Consider the following 16,944-nt stretch of genomic DNA (forward strand, 5'->3'; position numbering starts at 1 on the left):
CCACGCCGGCGAAAACGCCGGCGACCCCGGCCAGCAGGACGCAGGAAAGGACATGAATCGCAAGGGTGACAAATCGCTGATCGTTGGCCTGGACATCGGCACCTCCAAGGTGGTGGCGCTGGTGGGCGAGTATTCGCCGGGCAACCCGATCGAAGTGATCGGCATCGGCTCGCACGAGTCGCGCGGGCTCAAGCGCGGCGTGGTGGTGGATATCGAATCGACCGTGCAGTCGATCCAGCGCGCGGTGGAAGAGGCCGAGCTGATGGCCGGCTGCGAGATCCGCTCGGTGTACGCCTCGATCTCCGGCAACCACGTGCAGTGCAAGAACTCGCCGGGCATCGTGCCGATCCGCGACGGCGAAGTGACCTGGGGCGACCTGGATCGCGTGCTGGACGCGGCCAAGGCGGTGGCGATCCCGGCCGACCAGAAGATCCTGCATGCGATTCCGCGCGAGTACGTGCTGGACGATTCGCAGGAAGGCATCCGCAACCCGGTCGGCATGACCGGCGTACGCCTGGAAGTGCACGCCCACCTGGTGGTGTGCGCGCAGTCGGCCGCGGCCAACATCAGCAAGTGCGTGCAGCGCTGCGGCCTGCAGGTGGACGACCTGGTGCTGTCCTCGCTGGCCTCCAGCGTGGCGGTGCTGACCGCCGATGAGCGCGAGCTGGGCGTGGTGCTGGTCGACATGGGCGCCGGCACCACCGACATCGCGGTGTTCGTGCAGGGCGCGATCTGCCACACCGCCTCGCTGCCGATCGCCGGCGACCACGTGACCAACGACATCGCGCACATGCTGCGCACGCCGACCCCGGAAGCCGAGCAGATCAAGGTGCGCTACGCCTGCGCGCTGGCCCAGCTGGCCACCGCCGAGGAAAGCATCCAGGTGCCGTCGGTGGGCGACCGCCCGCCGCGCCGCATGCCGCGCCATTCGCTGGCGCAGGCGGTGCAGGGCCGCTACGAGGAAATCTTCGAGATGGTGCAGGCCGAACTGCGCCGCTCCGGTTTCGAGGAACTGGTGCGCGCCGGCATGGTGCTGACCGGTGGCGCGTCGAAGATGGAAGGCGTGGTCGAGCTGGCCGAGGAAATGCTGCAGATGCCGGTACGCGTGGGCATTCCGCAGCACGTCACCGGGCTTGGCGAAGTGGTCGGCAACCCGGTGCATGCCACCGGCGTGGGCCTGCTGCTGATGGGCAGCCAGATCGAGCATCCGCGGCGTCCGTCGCTGCCGACCGGCCGCGCCGGAAGCATGTTCAAGAAACTCAAGACCTGGTTCCGCGGCGAGTTCTGACGCGGAATCCGCAAGACCGGGCCTCGCCCGGGCGCAACACCCGCAGTACCCGCATCACAACGCAACACCGGCAACACACAACCCACACAGCCGCAACGCCGGCATGCAGCAGGAGGGCAGGACGCCCGAATGCCCATGCCAGCCGAAGCGGATACAACGAGGACACGGACATGGCGCATTTTGAACTGATCGAAAAGATGGCACCCAATGCGGTGATCAAGGTGGTTGGCGTAGGCGGCGGCGGCGGCAATGCCGTGGCGCACATGGTCAACTCGGCAGTGGATGGCGTGGAATTCATCACCGCCAACACCGACTCGCAGGCCATCAAGAATTGCGGTGCCAAGCTGCAGCTGCAGCTGGGTACCAACGTGACCAAGGGCCTGGGCGCAGGCGCGAACCCGGAAGTCGGCCGCCAGGCCGCGCTGGAAGATCGTGAGCGCATCATGGACGCGCTGCAGGGTGCGGACATGGTGTTCATCACCGCCGGCATGGGCGGCGGCACCGGTACCGGCGCTGCGCCGGTGGTGGCCCAGCTGGCCAAGGAAATGGGCATCCTGACCGTGGCCGTGGTCACCAAGCCGTTCCCGTTCGAAGGCCGTCGCCGCATGCAGGTGGCACTGAAGGGCATCGAAGAGCTGAGCCAGCACTGCGACTCGCTGATCACCATCCCCAACGAAAAGCTGATCACCGTGCTGGGCCGCAATGCGACCATGATCCAGGCCTTCCGTGCCGCCAACGACGTGCTGCAGGGCGCCGTGCAGGGCATCGCCGACCTGATCGTGCGTCCGGGCCTGATCAACGTCGACTTCGCCGACGTGCGCACCGTCATGTCCGAAATGGGCCTGGCGATGATGGGTACCGGCACCGCCCGCGGCGATGACCGCGCGCAGGCCGCCGCCGAATCGGCGATCCAGAACCCGCTGCTGGACGACGTGAACCTGGCCGGTGCCAACGGCATCCTGGTCAACATCACCGCCGGCGCCGACTTCACCATGGCCGAGTTCGACGAGATCGGCCGCACCATCGATGGCTTCGCTTCCGAAGACGCCACCGTGGTGGTCGGCACCGTGCTCGATCCGGACATGCAGGACGAAGTGCGCGTGACCGTGGTGGCCACCGGCCTGAACCGCGTCTCGGCCAGCAAGACCCAGCGCCCGGGCGAGCGTGCACCGATCAAGCTGGTGCGCAATGCGACCACCGGCCAGCCGGAGTTCGGCGACTTCGACAACGGCGGCGACGCCGTGTCCAAGGCCGTCGGCGGCATGGGCCTGGGCCTGCGTCGTGCCAGCAGCGATACCGCAGCGGCCTCCACCCCGTCGGCGCCGGCCGCTTCGGCCCCGGCAGCGGCGGAACTGCCGAACGACTACCTGGACATCCCGGCCTTCCTGCGCCGCCAGGCGGACTGAGCGGGGTAGCCCGGGGCTTGTCCTCCCCGGGTTGCGCCACCATGTCCTGAAAACGCGGGCGCCGGGCCAGGATGGGCCCGGCCGCCCTGCTTCACGCCCGTCCTACTGGCGTGCCGGTGTCTCCTGCCGGCCTTTCAGCCAGGGTAGGGGAGCGTGCGTGTTAATCTAATGTGTCACTTCCGGTCCATCCCCCATGATCCAGCAACGCACCCTCAAGAACACGATCCGCGCCACCGGCGTTGGCCTGCACAGCGGTGACAAGGTCTACATGACCCTGCGCCCGGCACCGGTCAACCATGGCATCGTGTTCCGCCGCGTGGACCTGGACCCGGTGGTGGAAGTGCCGGCCAAGGCCGAACTGGTCACCGAAGTGACCCTGTGCACCGGCCTGACCTGCAACGACGCCAAGATCCAGACCGTCGAACACCTGATGTCGGCATTGGCCGGGCTGGGTGTGGACAACATCATCGTCGAACTGTCCTCGGCCGAGCTGCCGATCATGGACGGTTCGGCCGGCCCGTTCGTGTTCCTGCTGCAGTCGGCGGGCATCGTGGAACAGGATGCGCCCAAGCGCTTCATCCGCGTACTGAAGACCGTGGAAGTGACCGAGGGCGACAAGGTGGCCCGCTTCACCCCGTACGAGGGGTACAAGCTGGGCTTCACCATCCAGTTCGACCACCCGATGATCCCGGCCAAGCAGTCGCGCCAGGAAATCGAGTTCTCGACGCTGGCCTACACCAAGGAAATCTCCCGCGCGCGCACTTTCGGCTTCATGCGCGACCTGGAGTACATGCGCGAGCGCAACCTGGGCCTGGGCGGTTCGATGGACAACGCCATCGTGCTGGACGAGTTCCGCGTGCTCAACGAAGACGGCCTGCGCTACGCCGACGAGTTCGTGCGCCACAAGATCCTCGATGCGATCGGCGACCTCTATCTGGCCGGCGGCCAGGTGCTGGGGGCCTACGAGGGCTTCAAGTCCGGCCACGCGCTCAACAACAAGCTGGTGCGCGCGCTGATGGCCGATGCCACGGCCTGGGAATGGGTCAGCTTCGACTCGCCGGCGACCCCGGATCCGGTGGAATACGCCACTCCGGCCTACGCCTGATTGCCGCAGGTTGTTGAATTGGAAGACAAAAACGCCGCCTGAGAGGGCGGCGTTGTCGTTCGTGGCGGCTGCGGCGCATTCAGCGTGCTTGAGGTGCGTCAAGCGCGGTTCGAGGTCACGGATTTGTGAACCTGTTGGATCGAAAGCCTGAATTTAACGAAGTTTTAACTCCAATCTAACGACAGGCCTCCGGATGGCAGCTAGGATGCGACCCGGCCCCCGAAATGTTTCACGCCGTGGTGACACGTGCGACGGGGAGCGGAGCCGGATGCTCCGTTGTCGTCAGGACCGCTTCTTCGGCTTCGAAGGAACGTCCTGCAGGCACGCCAAGGCGTCGCGTAGCCCTTTGTGCGTGGCGGCTGAAACTGCGTGGGGTCCATTCCGGTTGTCGAGCGCTGGGGAGCGCGTGGGAGTGGGAGACGCAGTCTTGATGGTCACCCTGGTGGCCTTCAGCCCGATGGAACGGGCCGCGTCGAGCAACTGGGCTTCGGCAAGCCGCACCTTGGCATGCCAGACCGGGGACTCGACGAGAAAAACGAGGTGTTCCCCGTCCACATTGGCCAGCCGGCAACGGCTGCGCAGAGGTGGCGGCAACTGGGGGCGCAACTGACGGTCCAGCGCGTCGAGCCACAAGGCACGCCGCAGCGGGTTCCCGCTTTTGTCCGCCATCACCGCATCCAGCGCCGGTTTCGGCACTGACGCGGGGCGAACGCTGGATTTCGGCTCAGACATGAAAACTCACTGATGGCATTCAAAAAGATCGTAATCAAAACGCGTGAAGGACAGGCCAAAGCGTCGCCGATCACGCGTTTGCGGTTCTATTTCGAGGACCGCCCCCGCGCCCTGCTGGGCAGCGTGCTCGGGGTAGGCTGCATTATCGGCCTTGCCGGCGGCATTGGCGCCAGCGCGCTGAATGATTCCCGGCTGCAGGCCAAGGTCGAGCGCCAGGATGCGGAGCTGGCCAAGGTCAAGCGCGATGCGCAGACCCAGGTCAACGCGCTGGCGGCCCGCCTGGGCGAGCTGCAGGCCCAGGCCACCCGCCTCAACGCCCTTGGCGAACGGCTGACCCAGATGGGCAAGCTGGAAGATGGCGAGTTCGACTTCAACGAGACCCCGGGTCTCGGTGACGGCGATGCCGGCGGCCCGACCAGCGACATCCCGGTCAAGGACGTCAACGCCGACTTACAGGTGCTGGAGCAGCGCTTCGCTGCTTCAGGCCGCCAGTTGTCGGTGATGGAATCGCTGATGTTCGATCACCAGCTGCAGCAGAACGCCGTGCCCTCGCGCATGCCGATCCGCAACAGCTACGTGACCTCCGGCTTCGGCACCCGCGCCGACCCGTTCGGCCGCGGTGCCGCTACCCACAAGGGCATGGACTTCCACGCCAGGGTCGGCGACCCGGTGATGGCCGTGGCCGAAGGCGTGGTCAGCTTTGCCGGCGTGAAGGGCGGCTACGGCAACGTGGTCGACGTCGATCACGGCAACGGCTATGTCACCCGCTACGCGCACAATTCGCGCCTGGTGGTGAAGGCCGGTGACCTGGTCCGTGCCGGCCAGGAAGTGGCCAAGGCCGGTTCCACCGGCCGTTCGACCGGTGCCCACGTGCACTTCGAAGTGTGGGAGAACGGCAACGTGGTCAACCCGCGCAAGTTCCTCGGCGACGGCGGCAACACGCCGGTCGGCCGCATCAGCCGCGGCTGATCCCCGGTATGGGGCTGGATCCCTTCCGCGACGGCGAAAGGGATTCGACCCAGCATCCGTGATTCTTTGCCGAATCCGGGGCGATCACGACCGGATCGGCGCTTGAAACCTCAGCCGGCCGTCCCAAGCTACAATGGGTGTTGCCATCGACAGGGCGCCAGGCGCCCTGTTTCGTTTGCGGCGGACGGATCCCAAGGGGGAGGCCGGGCGTCGTGTCCATCCAACCCGGTTCCTTCAATGATCAACAGCCTGCTTACCCGCGTATTTGGCAGTCGTAACGAACGACAGCTGCGCCAGCTCAACCGCATCGTCGCCAAGATCAATGCGCTGGAGCCGGAGATCGAGAAGCTTTCCGACGAGCAGCTTCAGGCCAAGACGCCGGAGTTCAAGCAGCGCATCGCTGGCGGCGAAGCCCTGGACAAGGTGCTGCCGGAAGCGTTCGCGGTCTGCCGCGAAGCGGGCCGCCGCGTGCTGGGCATGCGCCACTACGACGTGCAGCTGATCGGCGGCATGGTGCTTCACCTGGGCAAGATCGCAGAAATGCGCACCGGTGAAGGCAAGACCCTGGTGGCGACCCTGCCGGTGTACCTCAACGCGCTGGAAGGCAAGGGCGTGCACGTGGTCACCGTGAACGACTACCTGGCCCGCCGCGATGCCGCGCAGATGGGCAAGCTGTACAACTGGCTGGGCCTGAGCGTGGGCGTGGTGTATCCGGGCATGCCGCACAGCGACAAGCGTGACGCCTATGCCTCGGACATCACCTACGGCACCAACAACGAATTCGGTTTCGACTACCTGCGCGACAACATGGCGCTGTCCAAGGCCGACCGCTACCAGCGCGGCCTGCACTACGCCATCGTCGACGAAGTCGACTCGATCCTGATCGACGAAGCACGTACCCCGCTGATCATCTCCGGCCCGGCCGACGATTCGCCGGAGCTGTACATCCGCGTCAACCGCGTCGTGCCCAACCTGGTCAAGCAGGAAGTGGAAGACGGCGAAGGCGACTTCTGGGTCGACGAGAAGGGCAAGCAGGTGCACCTGTCCGAAGCGGGCATGGAGCACGCCGAGCAGCTGCTGGTCGACGCCGGCATCCTCAATGCCGAGACCGAGGGCCTGTACGCCCCGCAGAACCTGACCGTGGTCCACCACCTCAACGCCGCGCTGCGCGCGCACGCGATCTACCAGCGTGACGTGGACTACATCGTGCGCGATGGCGAAGTGGTCATCGTCGACGAATTCACCGGGCGTACCCTGTCCGGCCGTCGCTGGTCCGATGGTCTGCACCAGGCGGTGGAAGCGAAGGAAGGCGTGCCGGTCCAGCGCGAGAACCAGACGCTGGCCAGCATCACCTTCCAGAACCTGTTCCGCATGTACAAGAAGCTGTCCGGCATGACCGGTACGGCCGATACCGAAGCGTTCGAGTTCCAGAGCATCTATGGCCTGGAAGTGGTGGTGATCCCGACCAACCGCCCGACCATCCGCAAGGACAGCCCGGACCAGGTGTTCCTCAACCGCAAGGGCAAGTTCAACGCGGTGCTGGCCGACATCGAAGAGTGCGCCAAGCGCGGCCAGCCGGTGCTGGTGGGTACCACCTCGATCGAAACCTCGGAAATGCTGTCCGAGCACCTGCGCAAGGCCGGCGTGCAGCACGAAGTGCTCAATGCCAAGCAGCATGACCGCGAAGCGACCATCGTCGCCAACGCCGGTCGTCCGGCGGCGGTGACCATCGCCACCAACATGGCCGGCCGTGGTACCGACATCGTGCTGGGCGGTTCGCTGGAAGCGGAAATCCACGAGCTGGGCGAGGACGCGACCGACGCGCAGAAGGCCGCGGTCAAGGCCGAATGGCAGAAGCGCCACGAGGCGGTCAAGGCGGCCGGCGGCCTGCACATCGTCGGCACCGAGCGCCATGAGTCGCGCCGTATCGACAACCAGCTGCGTGGCCGTTCGGGCCGACAGGGTGACCCGGGTTCGTCCCGCTTCTACCTGTCGCTGGAAGACAACCTGATGCGCATCTTCGCCTCCGACTGGGTGCAGAAGGCCATGCGCATGATGGGCATGAAGGAAGACGACGTCATCGAGGACCGCCTGGTCAGCCGCCAGATCGAGAAGGCGCAGCGCAAGGTCGAGGCCCACAACTTCGACATCCGCAAGAACCTGCTGGACTTCGACGACGTCAACAACGACCAGCGCAAGGTGATCTACGCGCAGCGCGACGAGCTGCTGGACGCCGAGTCGGTGAAGGCCAACGTCGACGGCATCCGCGATGACGTGATCTTCGACATCGTTGCCCGCTTCGTGCCGCCGAATTCGATCGACGAGCAGTGGGACCTGCGTGGCCTGGAGGCGACCCTGGAGTCGGACTTCGGCCTGCAGATGTCGCTGACCGACCTGGTCAAGGACCACGAGGAACTGGACGCCGAGGCCATTGCCGCCAAGGTGCAGGAGCGCGTCAACCAGCACTTCGCCGAGAAGGAAGCCGGCGTGGGCGAAGAGACCATGCGCGCGCTGGAGAAGCACGTGATGCTGACCGTGCTGGACCAGAGCTGGAAGGAGCACCTGGCACGCATGGATTACCTGCGCCAGGGCATCTACCTGCGTGGTTACGCGCAGAAGCAGCCGAAGCAGGAGTACAAGAAGGAAGCCTTCGAACTGTTCTCCGACATGCTGGAGAACGTGAAGCGCGAAGTGGTGACCCTGCTGTCGCGCGTGCGCATCCGCAGCGACGAAGAGGTGCAGGCGCTGGAAGCGGCAGAACGCCAGCAGGCCCAGGCACGCCTGAGCCAGTCGCAGTTCCAGCACCAGGACGCGGGCGGCTACAGCGCCGACGAGGAAGCGGCGCAGGTGGAGGCCGAACGCCAGGGCGTCGCGCAGCTGCAGCGCGATGAACCGAAGATCGGCCGCAACGACCCGTGCCCCTGCGGCAGTGGCAAGAAGTACAAGCACTGCCACGGCCAGCTGAGCTGACCACCTCCGGAGAGCCCCGCGAAAGCGGGGCTTTTCATTTCCGGCGGGTGATCCAGGGTGGATTCGCGATTGCGCCGGTCCCCCTGTTCTGGGCATGCTCTGCGCATGGCTCCTCCCACCCGATCGATCCACGTCGTGGCCGCCGTCATCACCGACGCCCGTGGCCGCGTGCTGCTCAACCGTCGTACCGAGAACCGCGACATGGCCGGCCTGTGGGAATTCCCCGGCGGCAAGCGCGAATCCGGCGAGACCTCCGAACAGGCGCTGGTACGCGAGCTGCGCGAGGAACTGGGCATCGAGGCCGATGTCGGTGAGTGGCTGATGGATGTTCCGCAGCGCTATCCGGACAAGCACCTGACCCTGGAAGTGCGCCATGTGCGCAGCTGGAAGGGCACGCCACGCGGGCGCGAAGGCCAGGCGATCACCTGGGTGGCGCCGGACAAGCTGGGCCGCTATTCGATGCCGCCGGCCGACCTGCCGGTGGTGGCGGCCCTGCGCCAGCCCGACAGCTACCTGATCACCCCGGCGCCGGCCGACGATGCCGACAGCGTGCAGCAGTGGCATGACCAGCTGCAGCGCGCGGTGGCGGCGGGCCAGCAGCGCATCCAGCTGCGCCTGCCACCGGCGCACCCGCAGCGGCAGGCAATGGTCGAGCAAGTGGTGCGTGCACATCGTCGCAGCGGTGTGCAGTGGCTGCTCAACCGCGATATCGAGCTGGCACGCGCGTTGAGCGTGGGCGTGCATCTGGGCAGCGAACAGCTGCAGCAGCTGTCGCAGCGCCCGTTGCCCGAGGGGCAGCTGGTGGCGGCGTCCTGCCACGACCTGCAGCAGTTGCAGGCGGCACAACAGCTGGGCTGCGACTTCGCGGTGCTGGGCCCGGTGCAGGCCACTGCCAGCCACCCCGACGCCGCACCGCTGGGTTGGGATGCTTTCGCCGAGCTGCGTGCGCAGGTGTCACTGCCGATCTATGCGCTGGGGGGCATGGGCAGCGGCCACATCACCGAAGCGCGCCGACATGGCGGGCAGGGCATCGCCGCCATCCGCGGGCTGTGGCCGGCGTGATGCCAGGGTCGGATCCCTTTCCGCTGGAAAGGGATCCGGCCCCGACCGATCACAACGTGATCCAGAAACACCCGTACTGCCGCCGCAATCCCAGCACGGTGGAGGCACGTGCAACGCTGCCCGGCAACGTCTGCTCCAAGCGCAGGCCGACCGGATGCCGCGCGGCAGCCGGTTCGGGCTCGGAGCCTGGCACCGGATCACCCTGCTCCAGCGCTTGCGAAGCGTCCTGTTCCCGCCGTGGATACACCGGCACCACGTCCACCAGCGGCCGCCGCGCCAATGATTCCAGCTGGCCGAGGATGCGCTGCGCGCCGGCGTCGGAGACCGCGCCCCACAGGTACAGCGAGGACAGCCGGTTCACGTCGTTGCTGAGGATGCCGGTACGCAGTGCTTCCACCAGCTCGCTCAGCCGCCGTGGGCAGCGTGCACCCAGGGTGTCGCGCTGCAGGGTGCTGCCGGTGGGCGCAGGCGGCGGCAGCCGTGACTGTGCACCCAGGCTGTCGCAGGGGCGGTCGGTATACACGCTCTGGCCCTGTGCATCGGTGCAGCGGTTCAGGCGCGTGGATTGCGCGTGGGCGACGCTGGTGGCAGACCACAGCGGCAGCAGCAACAGCAGGAAGGAGAGCCGGATCATCCGCGCAGGGTAACGCCGTTCCGCTACGCGCGGCGTGCTTTCACAGCTGCAGCAGTTTCAGCACCGACGTGGTCGGCTTGGCCAGGTTCAAGGTGTAGAAGTGCAGGCCGGGTGCGCCGCCCTCGATCAGGCGCTGGCACAGCTTGGCCACCACTTCGGTGCCGAATGCACGCACCGAATCCACGTCATCGCCATAGGCCTGCATTCTGCGGCTGATCCAGCGTGGGATCTCCGCGCCGCACTGCTCGGAAAAGCGGCGCAGCTGGCTGAAGTTGGCGATCGGCATGATGCCGGGGGTGATCGGTACCTGCACGCCGAGCCGCTGCACCGCGTCGACGAAATGGAAGTACGCATCCGGATTGTAGAAATACTGGGTGATCGCCGCATCGGCACCGGCATCGATCTTGGCCTTGAAGTGCTTCAGGTCGGCCAATGCATCGGAGGCCTGCGGATGCGTTTCCGGGTAGGCGCCGACCTCGATGCGGAAGGCGTCGCCGTGCTCGGCGCGGATGAAGGCGATCAGTTCGGCGGCATAGCGCATGTCGCCGGGGAAACCCATGCCGGAGGGCAGGTCGCCGCGCAACGCGACCAGGCGGTCGCAGCCGATGGCGCGGTACAGCTTGAGCAGTTCACGGATTTCCTGGCGGGTGCCGCCAACGCAGGACAGGTGGGGGGCTGCTTCGAAGCCATGGTGCTGGTTGAGGTGGCGCACGGTTTCGGAGGTGTAGCTCAGGGTCGATCCACCGGCGCCGAAGGTGCATGACACGTATTCGGGCCCGTAGTCCTTCAGCTTGTCCGCGGCGCGGTCGAGCTGGCTGCGCTGTTCGTCGGTCTTGGGTGGATAGAACTCGAAGCTGATGGCGGTCATGGCGCGGGCGGCGGCGGCAGGTGCGGGTAAGTATATCGCTTCATCAAGATGGATGTGTACGTGCGATGTGATGGGCACCGTCCCCCGCCGGCGACCGTTCGCCCGGGTGTCCGGCCGTTGCTCCGGATTCGCAACAGGGGCGCTGTGGCTGGCGGCACGCTGAGCCCAACCCGGCAACACCCACCCGATGAAGGAGCAGACGATGAAGATCTTCCTGGCACTCTGGTACGCGATGAAGGCGCTGGCACGGCTGGCGATGATCGGCATGGCGATGGCCGTGCTGGGTTCCGGATCGGCGCATGCGGCCCCAACCCGCGGCCCGGCCACCGGCAAGGTGCAGGTCGAGGTGGTCGGCAAGGGCCGCCCGCTGTTGATGATCCCCGGCCTGAACAGCAGCGCCGAGGTCTGGCGCGAGACCTGCCTGGCCCTGAAGGACGTGCAATGCCATCTGGTGCAGCTGCCGGGATTTGCCGGCGCCGCACCGGCCGATCCGCGCCCGGCCGGGTTCCTGCCGGCGATGCGCGCGCAGCTGCTGGCCTACCTGCATGACCAGCATCTGGGGCCGGTAGTGGTGGTTGGCCACAGTCTCGGCGGCCTGCTGGGCCTGCAGATGGCGCAGGCCGAGCCGAAGGCGGTCAGCGCGCTGGTGGTGGTGGACGCGCTGCCGTTCCTGCCGGCGGTACGCGACCCGAATGCCACCGCGGACAGCGTGCGGCCGATGGCCGAGCAGCTGCGCAAGGGCATGCTCGCCGCCGACGCTGATCAATGGCAGGCGCAGCTGAAGGCCGGCCTGCCGGGCATGACCCGTGACCCTCAGCGGCAGGCGGAACTGGGCCGCTGGGGCGAAAGCAGTGACCGCCAGACCACGGCCGATGCGATGCACGCGGTGATGACCACCGACCTGCGTGACAGCATCGCCTCGATCAGCGCGCCGACACTGGTGCTGGGCAGCTGGGCCGGCTACCAGCCGATGGGAGGCACCGAAGCGAGCACCCGGGCGGTGTTCCAGGCCCAGTACGCGACGCTGCACGATGTGCAGATCGCGATGAGCGCGCAGGGTTTCCACTTCCTGATGTGGGATGATCCGAGCTGGCTGCGCGGGCAGGTGCAGGCCTTCCTCGACCGTCACCCCTGAGTTTCAACACGCCTCGGAATGGACATGCCGGACTCCTCTTCGTCGGTACGCTTCTGGCTGCTCAATGCGTTGGTGTGGGCACTCTACGCGGCCGCCGGCCTCGCGCTGCGGCATGCCTATCTGGCTGACGCCGGAAGCGCTGGCGTGCTGATCACGGTCGGCCTGGCGGTCAGCCTGTTCGGCTGCAGCGGTGGCATTCGTGCGCTGGCCCTGCGCGCCGGCTGGTGGTCGCGCGGTACCGCCGGGCTGTTGTTGCGGCTGGCCGTGTCGGTGGCGCTCGGCGCGGCGCTGGCGCAGGCGCTGGTGATCATCGCCTTGCACACGGCGCTGGCACTGGGATGGGTGGATGCCGGTCGCCAGGTGGCCGACTTCAGCCCCAAGGCGCTGCTGCTCTACTGGTACACCACGGCGGTGATGCTGGCGCTGTGGACCGCGCTCTGGGCAGGCCTGCACAGCCTGCGCCGGATACGGGGTGCGGAGCTGGCGCGGCTGCGCGCGGAAGCCGAACGCAGCGCGCTGGAGCGCGATGCACTGCGCGCACGGCTCAATCCGCATTTCATGTTCAATGCGCTGAACAACCTGCGTGCGTTGATCCTGGAAGATCCCGAGCGCGCACGCGACATGGTCACCCGCCTGTCGCGCACCCTGCGCCAGGCGCTGGCGCACAACCGGAACGAGCAGGTCACGCTGGCCGAGGAACTGGCGGTGGTGGATGACTATCTGGCGATCGAGGCGATCCACTTCGAACAGCGCCTGCAGGTGCGGCAGCAGATTGATGCCGATGCCACGCAGGCACAGTTGCCGGCGATGGCGCTGCAGCTGCTGGTGGAAAACGCGATCAAGCACGGCATCGCCAGCCGCCCGGGCGGTGGCGTGGTGCAGATAAGTGCCACGCTCGACAACAACGTGCTGCGCCTGCAGGTGGACAATCCGCTGGGCAGCGCGATCGAGCCCAGCCCGGGCCACGGTGTTGGCCTGGCCTATCTGCGTGCACAGCTGGGCGCGCGTGGTCGTTTCATCCTGCAGCCGGTCGGTGAGCGCATGCAGGCCGTGCTGGAGATTGCGCAATGAGCGGCATGCTGCGTGTGTTGATTGTCGATGACGCACGGCTGGCGCGGCAGGAGCTGCGCACGCTGTTGTCGGCGTTGCCGTGGGTGCAGTGCGTGGGCGAGGCCGACGACGTGCCGGCTGCGCGCGAGGCGATTGCAACGCTGGCACCAGACCTGGTGCTGTTGGATGTGCAGATGCCCTCCGGCAGTGGCTTCGACGTGCTGGAGGGACTGGAATCCGTGCCGGCGGTGGTGTTCGTCACGGCCTTCGACGGCTATGCGGTACGCGCCTTCCAGGCCAACGCGCTGGACTATCTGGTCAAGCCGGTGGAGGCGCCGCGGCTGCTGGAAGCGCTGCAGCGGGCGCGCCAGCGCGAGGTGGAGACGACTGAAGCGCCCGCGCTGCGTGGCACGCTGGGCGCGCAGGACCAGGTGTTCGTGCGCGAGGGCGAGCGCTGCTGGTTCGTGGCGGTCTCCGAGATCCGGCGGTTGGTGGTGGACGGCAACTACACGCGGCTGTGGTTCCGCGACCAGAACGCGCTGCTGACCCGCAGCCTGAGCGCATTGGAAGCACGCCTGCCGCAGGAGCTGTTCTTCCGCGCCAACCGCAACACGCTGGTCAATCTGCGCCGTATCCGCGCGGTGACGCCGAGCATCGGCGATGGCTACGACCTGGCGCTGGACGACGGCAGCGAAGTGGAAGTATCTCGGCGGCAGGCACGCGAGCTGCGCGAGCGGATGGCGTTGTAGCCGCCGCTACAGTTCGGCACTGACCGGGCTGGTGGCGAAGCCCCACAGCAGGCGCGCCATCACCGCGGGCGATCGTGCCTGCGCACGGGCGTAGGCCAGCAGGGCATCCAGTCGCGGGCGGTCGTAGAGGTGGCCGGCCAGCAGCACGGCGTGCACACGGCGGGTGTTGGCGGTGTCGTGCAGCGGGTTGCCATCGAGCAGGACCAGGTCGGCGGCCTTGCCGACCTCGATGCTGCCGTGCGATGCCTGCAGCTCCAGATGACGCGCGGCCTGCAGCGTGGCGGCACGCAGTACGTCGGCCTGGCTCAGTCCCGCCCGTCGCAGCCACTGCAGTTCATCGTGGTAGCGGAAACCGCCCAGCCCGGTATCGGTGCCGACCAGCACGGTGACGCCCGCACGATGCGCGGCACCGGTCAGCGCCAGTCCATGCGCGAAGTAGGCTTTCAGCACGTCTTCGCCGCGCAGGCCTGGGTAGTGCTCCACCGTGGCCTGCAGATCGTCGCGCCACGCCCAGCGGGAGAGTGGATCCAGATAGGCCAGGCGCGGATCGTTGATGAACGCCGGATCGCGTGCGCGCGCGTCTTCCTCGCGGGTGACGTGGGTCGGCACGAATGCTGCAGCGCTGGCCTGCATCAATCCGAACGCTTCGCTGCAGAGGGCCGGCTGGTAGCCGCTGACCATCCGTTCGGCCAGCGCGGTCGGGTCTTCGCCGTCGAGCGTGCCACCGCGCCACGCCGCCGCGTTGTCGAAGCAGTGGCGTACGAACAGATGGGCGTGCTCGAAGCTGCGCTGGCCCGCCTGCAACGCGGTTTCCAGTGGCACGGCCTTGGGCAGGTGGCCGACCAGCGGGCGACGCAGCTGCTGCGCCTCGGTGGCCAGCCGCTGGTAGGTATCGGCACGCAGCCGGTTGTAGACCTTCAACGCGTCGACGCCACGCGCGCTGTACGTGCGTGCACGCTCAGCAGCGGCTTCCGGCGCGAGTAACGGATCTTCGAAGTAGAAGCTGGCGACCTGCAAGAAGCGTGGTGCGACCTGCTGCCCGGCAATGGCCTGTGCGGTCCAGCGGCGCTTGTCGGCCACGCAGGCGATCAGCGGATCGGTGGCCTGCGGGCAGTCCATCATGTCGCGGGTACCGGTGATGCCGTTGGCCAGCATCAGCGGGAACTGCAGTTGCGGCGACAACTGCAGTGCATGGGTGTGCATGTCCCAGAAGCCCGGCAGCAGCCAGCGGCCACCGGCGTCGAAGACCGGTAACGCTGCATCGGCAACGCTTTCGCCGATGGCGGTGATCGTGCCGTTGTGCAGCGTCACCGTGGTCGGTTCGCTGACCTGGCCGCGCACGACGTCTACCACACGGGCATTGACGATCAGGCGGCTGTTGCCAGGCTCGGGCAGCGGCGGTGCCGGCAGCGGCCAGAACAGGGCGGCGGCGAACAGCAACGGCGGCGCCAGCAGGAGTGCGGCCAGCACCTTCAGCCAGCGACGACGGGGGGCGGAACGGGGCAATACGCGTGCTGCTTCCATGAGCCTGCGATCCTTGCGGTGGGTCCTGCGCAGGGTGCGGCAAACCTGCATCGGATGCCAGTGAGCATCGGCATCCGCCCCTGCCGCCTGCAGGGCGGTTACCCTGTGCGGCAGAACTCCTGATCACATCGCGCCATGTCCATCGTCCTCACCGAATTTGCCCGTCCCCGCCTGTTCCCGCGTGTGCCGCGCGGCAACACCATCCAGGATTGCACCGCCGAGCAGTTCGAGGCGCACCTCAATGCGCACGCACCGCTGAAGGTGCTCGACGGTTATGCGCCGTTCTGCAAGCTGTTTGTCTACGAGAACTGGACCAGCACGCGTTGCCTGACGGTGCCGGTGACCGAGGCCAACCGCCACCAGCTGCGCAGCGGCTACGAAGCGCGCAACCGTGATGAGCTGCCGGTGCTGGTGCGTTGGTTCGAAGGCGTGGAGTCGCCGCGCGCGAACTATCTGGTGGTGATCCTGTACAGCGCCGAGCAGCTGGCCAGGGAAGGTTCGCCGATCGAGGCCGACTGGGGCATCGTCGGCTGCATCTACACCGCCGAGCCGGAAGAGGTGCCGATGGCGCCGATCACCATGATGCGCAATGCGCTGGGCGTGGAGGAGGGCGGCTCGGGTGTGCCGCTGGACCGGGAGGCCTACCAGCGCTCGGTGGCGTTCTGGGAGAACAACGCCAACTGGCGGCCGTAGCCGTCGCGGGTCAGATCCTCGCACCGCGGGGCTCTGACCCCATCACCCGCTGCCATGCGCCAGGTATGATCGGGCCAGGCAAACCCACGGAGGGCGGGGCATGGCTGTCTGGACAAGGATGATCCCGGTGTTGCTGGCAGGCATCTTGCCCGCCGCCACGGTGTTGGCGGCGAAGCCCTCTGCTGACACTGCGTGTGCGCCATTGGCCACGGTTTCCGGACTTCGCGATGCGAGCGTGACTGCATTGTCGATGCAGCCCCGGGACGGACGCTGCGTGGTCGAGGTGACGGCGAGCGACGGCAAGGGGCTGCTTCGGCAGCAGCAGATGCTGGAGGTACTGGCGCAGCATGCCTGCGCAGCGCCTGCGGAGGTGACGGCCGACAACCTGCGTCCATCACTGCTGCTGCGCACACCGAAGCGATGTGCTGCGCGCCGCAGCCAGGACCTGTTCGCCGGCGAAGGTGTTCCCTGGTTGCAGCCGCGCGGAAAGCTGCCGCGTTATCCGCGCGAAGCGATGGATCAGGGGCTTTCCGGGCGCAGCCTGCTCAAGGCTCTGGTCGATGCGAACGGCGCAGTGGCTGCGGTGATCGTGGAGACCTCCAGTGGCCATGCGGTACTGGACGAGGCGGCGGTGGAAGAGCTGCGTGGTTGGCATTTCGTGCGCGGCGATGCCCAAAGCACGGTGCCGGCGCTGACCATTGTGCGCGTGCCGATGCGGTATGAGCTTGTGGAGTGACCGCCATCCACGCATGGCGTGGA

15 protein-coding genes are annotated in these 16,944 nt (G+C 67.2%); 11 read left to right on the forward strand and 4 right to left on the reverse strand.

The window, feature by feature from the left end; translation table 11 throughout:
* The first annotated feature begins 52 nt into the window (after window positions 1-52).
* From ftsA to lpxC, 3 genes are all read left to right on the forward strand, one after another.
* Window positions 53-1,288: a cell division protein FtsA gene (ftsA, locus tag QRO93_RS03390; protein ID WP_005408083.1), complete on the forward strand. Its 1,236-nt coding sequence runs from the start codon at window positions 53-55 to the stop codon at window positions 1,286-1,288.
* A gap of 170 nt (window positions 1,289-1,458) precedes the next feature.
* On the forward strand, window positions 1,459-2,694 hold the full coding sequence (ftsZ, locus tag QRO93_RS03395) for a cell division protein FtsZ (protein WP_040008912.1): 1,236 nt from the start codon (window positions 1,459-1,461) through the stop codon (window positions 2,692-2,694).
* Window positions 2,695-2,887: 193 nt separating this feature from the next.
* A complete protein-coding gene (lpxC, locus tag QRO93_RS03400; protein WP_004143722.1) occupies window positions 2,888-3,799 on the forward strand; it encodes a UDP-3-O-acyl-N-acetylglucosamine deacetylase in 912 nt (303 codons plus the stop codon).
* Window positions 3,800-4,081: 282 nt separating this feature from the next.
* Here lpxC and QRO93_RS03405 read toward each other — a convergent pair whose 3' ends face one another.
* Window positions 4,082-4,531 carry a DUF721 domain-containing protein gene (locus QRO93_RS03405; protein WP_004154229.1) on the reverse strand — a complete coding sequence of 150 codons (450 nt, stop codon included), beginning with the start codon at window positions 4,529-4,531 and terminating at the stop codon, window positions 4,082-4,084.
* Window positions 4,532-4,543: 12 nt separating this feature from the next.
* On the opposite strand from QRO93_RS03405, the gene QRO93_RS03410 reads away from it, so the two are divergent.
* The 3 genes from QRO93_RS03410 to QRO93_RS03420 all read left to right on the forward strand — a co-directional run bounded on the left by QRO93_RS03410 (window position 4,544) and on the right by QRO93_RS03420 (window position 9,532).
* A complete protein-coding gene (locus QRO93_RS03410) occupies window positions 4,544-5,500 on the forward strand; it encodes a M23 family metallopeptidase (protein ID WP_004154230.1) in 957 nt (318 codons plus the stop codon).
* Between the two features lie 237 nt (window positions 5,501-5,737).
* Window positions 5,738-8,470 (forward strand): preprotein translocase subunit SecA, encoded by a 2,733-nt coding sequence (gene secA, locus QRO93_RS03415; protein ID WP_180879016.1) that lies wholly within the window; start codon window positions 5,738-5,740, stop codon window positions 8,468-8,470.
* Between the two features lie 105 nt (window positions 8,471-8,575).
* Window positions 8,576-9,532, forward strand: coding sequence for a Nudix family hydrolase (locus tag QRO93_RS03420; RefSeq protein WP_053448804.1), 957 nt, complete (start codon window positions 8,576-8,578; stop codon window positions 9,530-9,532).
* Between the two features lie 49 nt (window positions 9,533-9,581).
* Here QRO93_RS03420 and QRO93_RS03425 read toward each other — a convergent pair whose 3' ends face one another.
* Together QRO93_RS03425 and metF are read right to left on the reverse strand one after the other, a co-directional pair.
* Window positions 9,582-10,166 (reverse strand): DUF4124 domain-containing protein, encoded by a 585-nt coding sequence (locus QRO93_RS03425; protein ID WP_180879014.1) that lies wholly within the window; start codon window positions 10,164-10,166, stop codon window positions 9,582-9,584.
* Between the two features lie 40 nt (window positions 10,167-10,206).
* Window positions 10,207-11,034 carry a methylenetetrahydrofolate reductase [NAD(P)H] gene (gene metF / locus QRO93_RS03430; protein WP_053448806.1) on the reverse strand — a complete coding sequence of 276 codons (828 nt, stop codon included), beginning with the start codon at window positions 11,032-11,034 and terminating at the stop codon, window positions 10,207-10,209.
* 202 nt (window positions 11,035-11,236) lie between these two features.
* On the opposite strand from metF, the gene QRO93_RS03435 reads away from it, so the two are divergent.
* Genes QRO93_RS03435 through QRO93_RS03445 form a run of 3 tightly spaced genes read left to right on the forward strand, consistent with a single transcriptional unit; the run spans window position 11,237 to window position 13,968 of the window.
* Window positions 11,237-12,169 carry an alpha/beta fold hydrolase gene (locus QRO93_RS03435; protein ID WP_180879012.1) on the forward strand — a complete coding sequence of 311 codons (933 nt, stop codon included), beginning with the start codon at window positions 11,237-11,239 and terminating at the stop codon, window positions 12,167-12,169.
* A gap of 24 nt (window positions 12,170-12,193) precedes the next feature.
* Window positions 12,194-13,240 (forward strand): sensor histidine kinase, encoded by a 1,047-nt coding sequence (locus QRO93_RS03440; protein ID WP_180879010.1) that lies wholly within the window; start codon window positions 12,194-12,196, stop codon window positions 13,238-13,240.
* Entirely contained in the window at window positions 13,237-13,968 is a 732-nt protein-coding gene (locus QRO93_RS03445; RefSeq protein WP_164086696.1) for a LytTR family DNA-binding domain-containing protein, read from the forward strand. The genes QRO93_RS03440 and QRO93_RS03445 overlap by 4 nt, the downstream gene beginning before the upstream one ends.
* A gap of 6 nt (window positions 13,969-13,974) precedes the next feature.
* Here the strand turns inward: QRO93_RS03445 and QRO93_RS03450 are convergent, their stop codons facing one another.
* Entirely contained in the window at window positions 13,975-15,492 is a 1,518-nt protein-coding gene (locus QRO93_RS03450; protein WP_180879008.1) for an amidohydrolase family protein, read from the reverse strand.
* Between the two features lie 135 nt (window positions 15,493-15,627).
* Here QRO93_RS03450 and QRO93_RS03455 point away from each other — a divergent pair, with 135 nt between their 5' ends.
* Window positions 15,628-16,185: a DUF3228 family protein gene (locus tag QRO93_RS03455; protein WP_180879007.1), complete on the forward strand. Its 558-nt coding sequence runs from the start codon at window positions 15,628-15,630 to the stop codon at window positions 16,183-16,185.
* Between the two features lie 100 nt (window positions 16,186-16,285).
* Complete coding sequence (locus QRO93_RS03460) at window positions 16,286-16,921, forward strand: energy transducer TonB (protein ID WP_180879006.1); 636 nt, start codon at window positions 16,286-16,288, stop codon at window positions 16,919-16,921.
* Window positions 16,922-16,944 lie beyond the last annotated feature (23 nt).

It is taken from the genome of Stenotrophomonas maltophilia group sp. Smal17, from assembly GCF_030237045.1.
In the GTDB taxonomy this organism is placed as follows: Bacteria; Pseudomonadota; Gammaproteobacteria; order Xanthomonadales; family Xanthomonadaceae; genus Stenotrophomonas; species Stenotrophomonas forensis.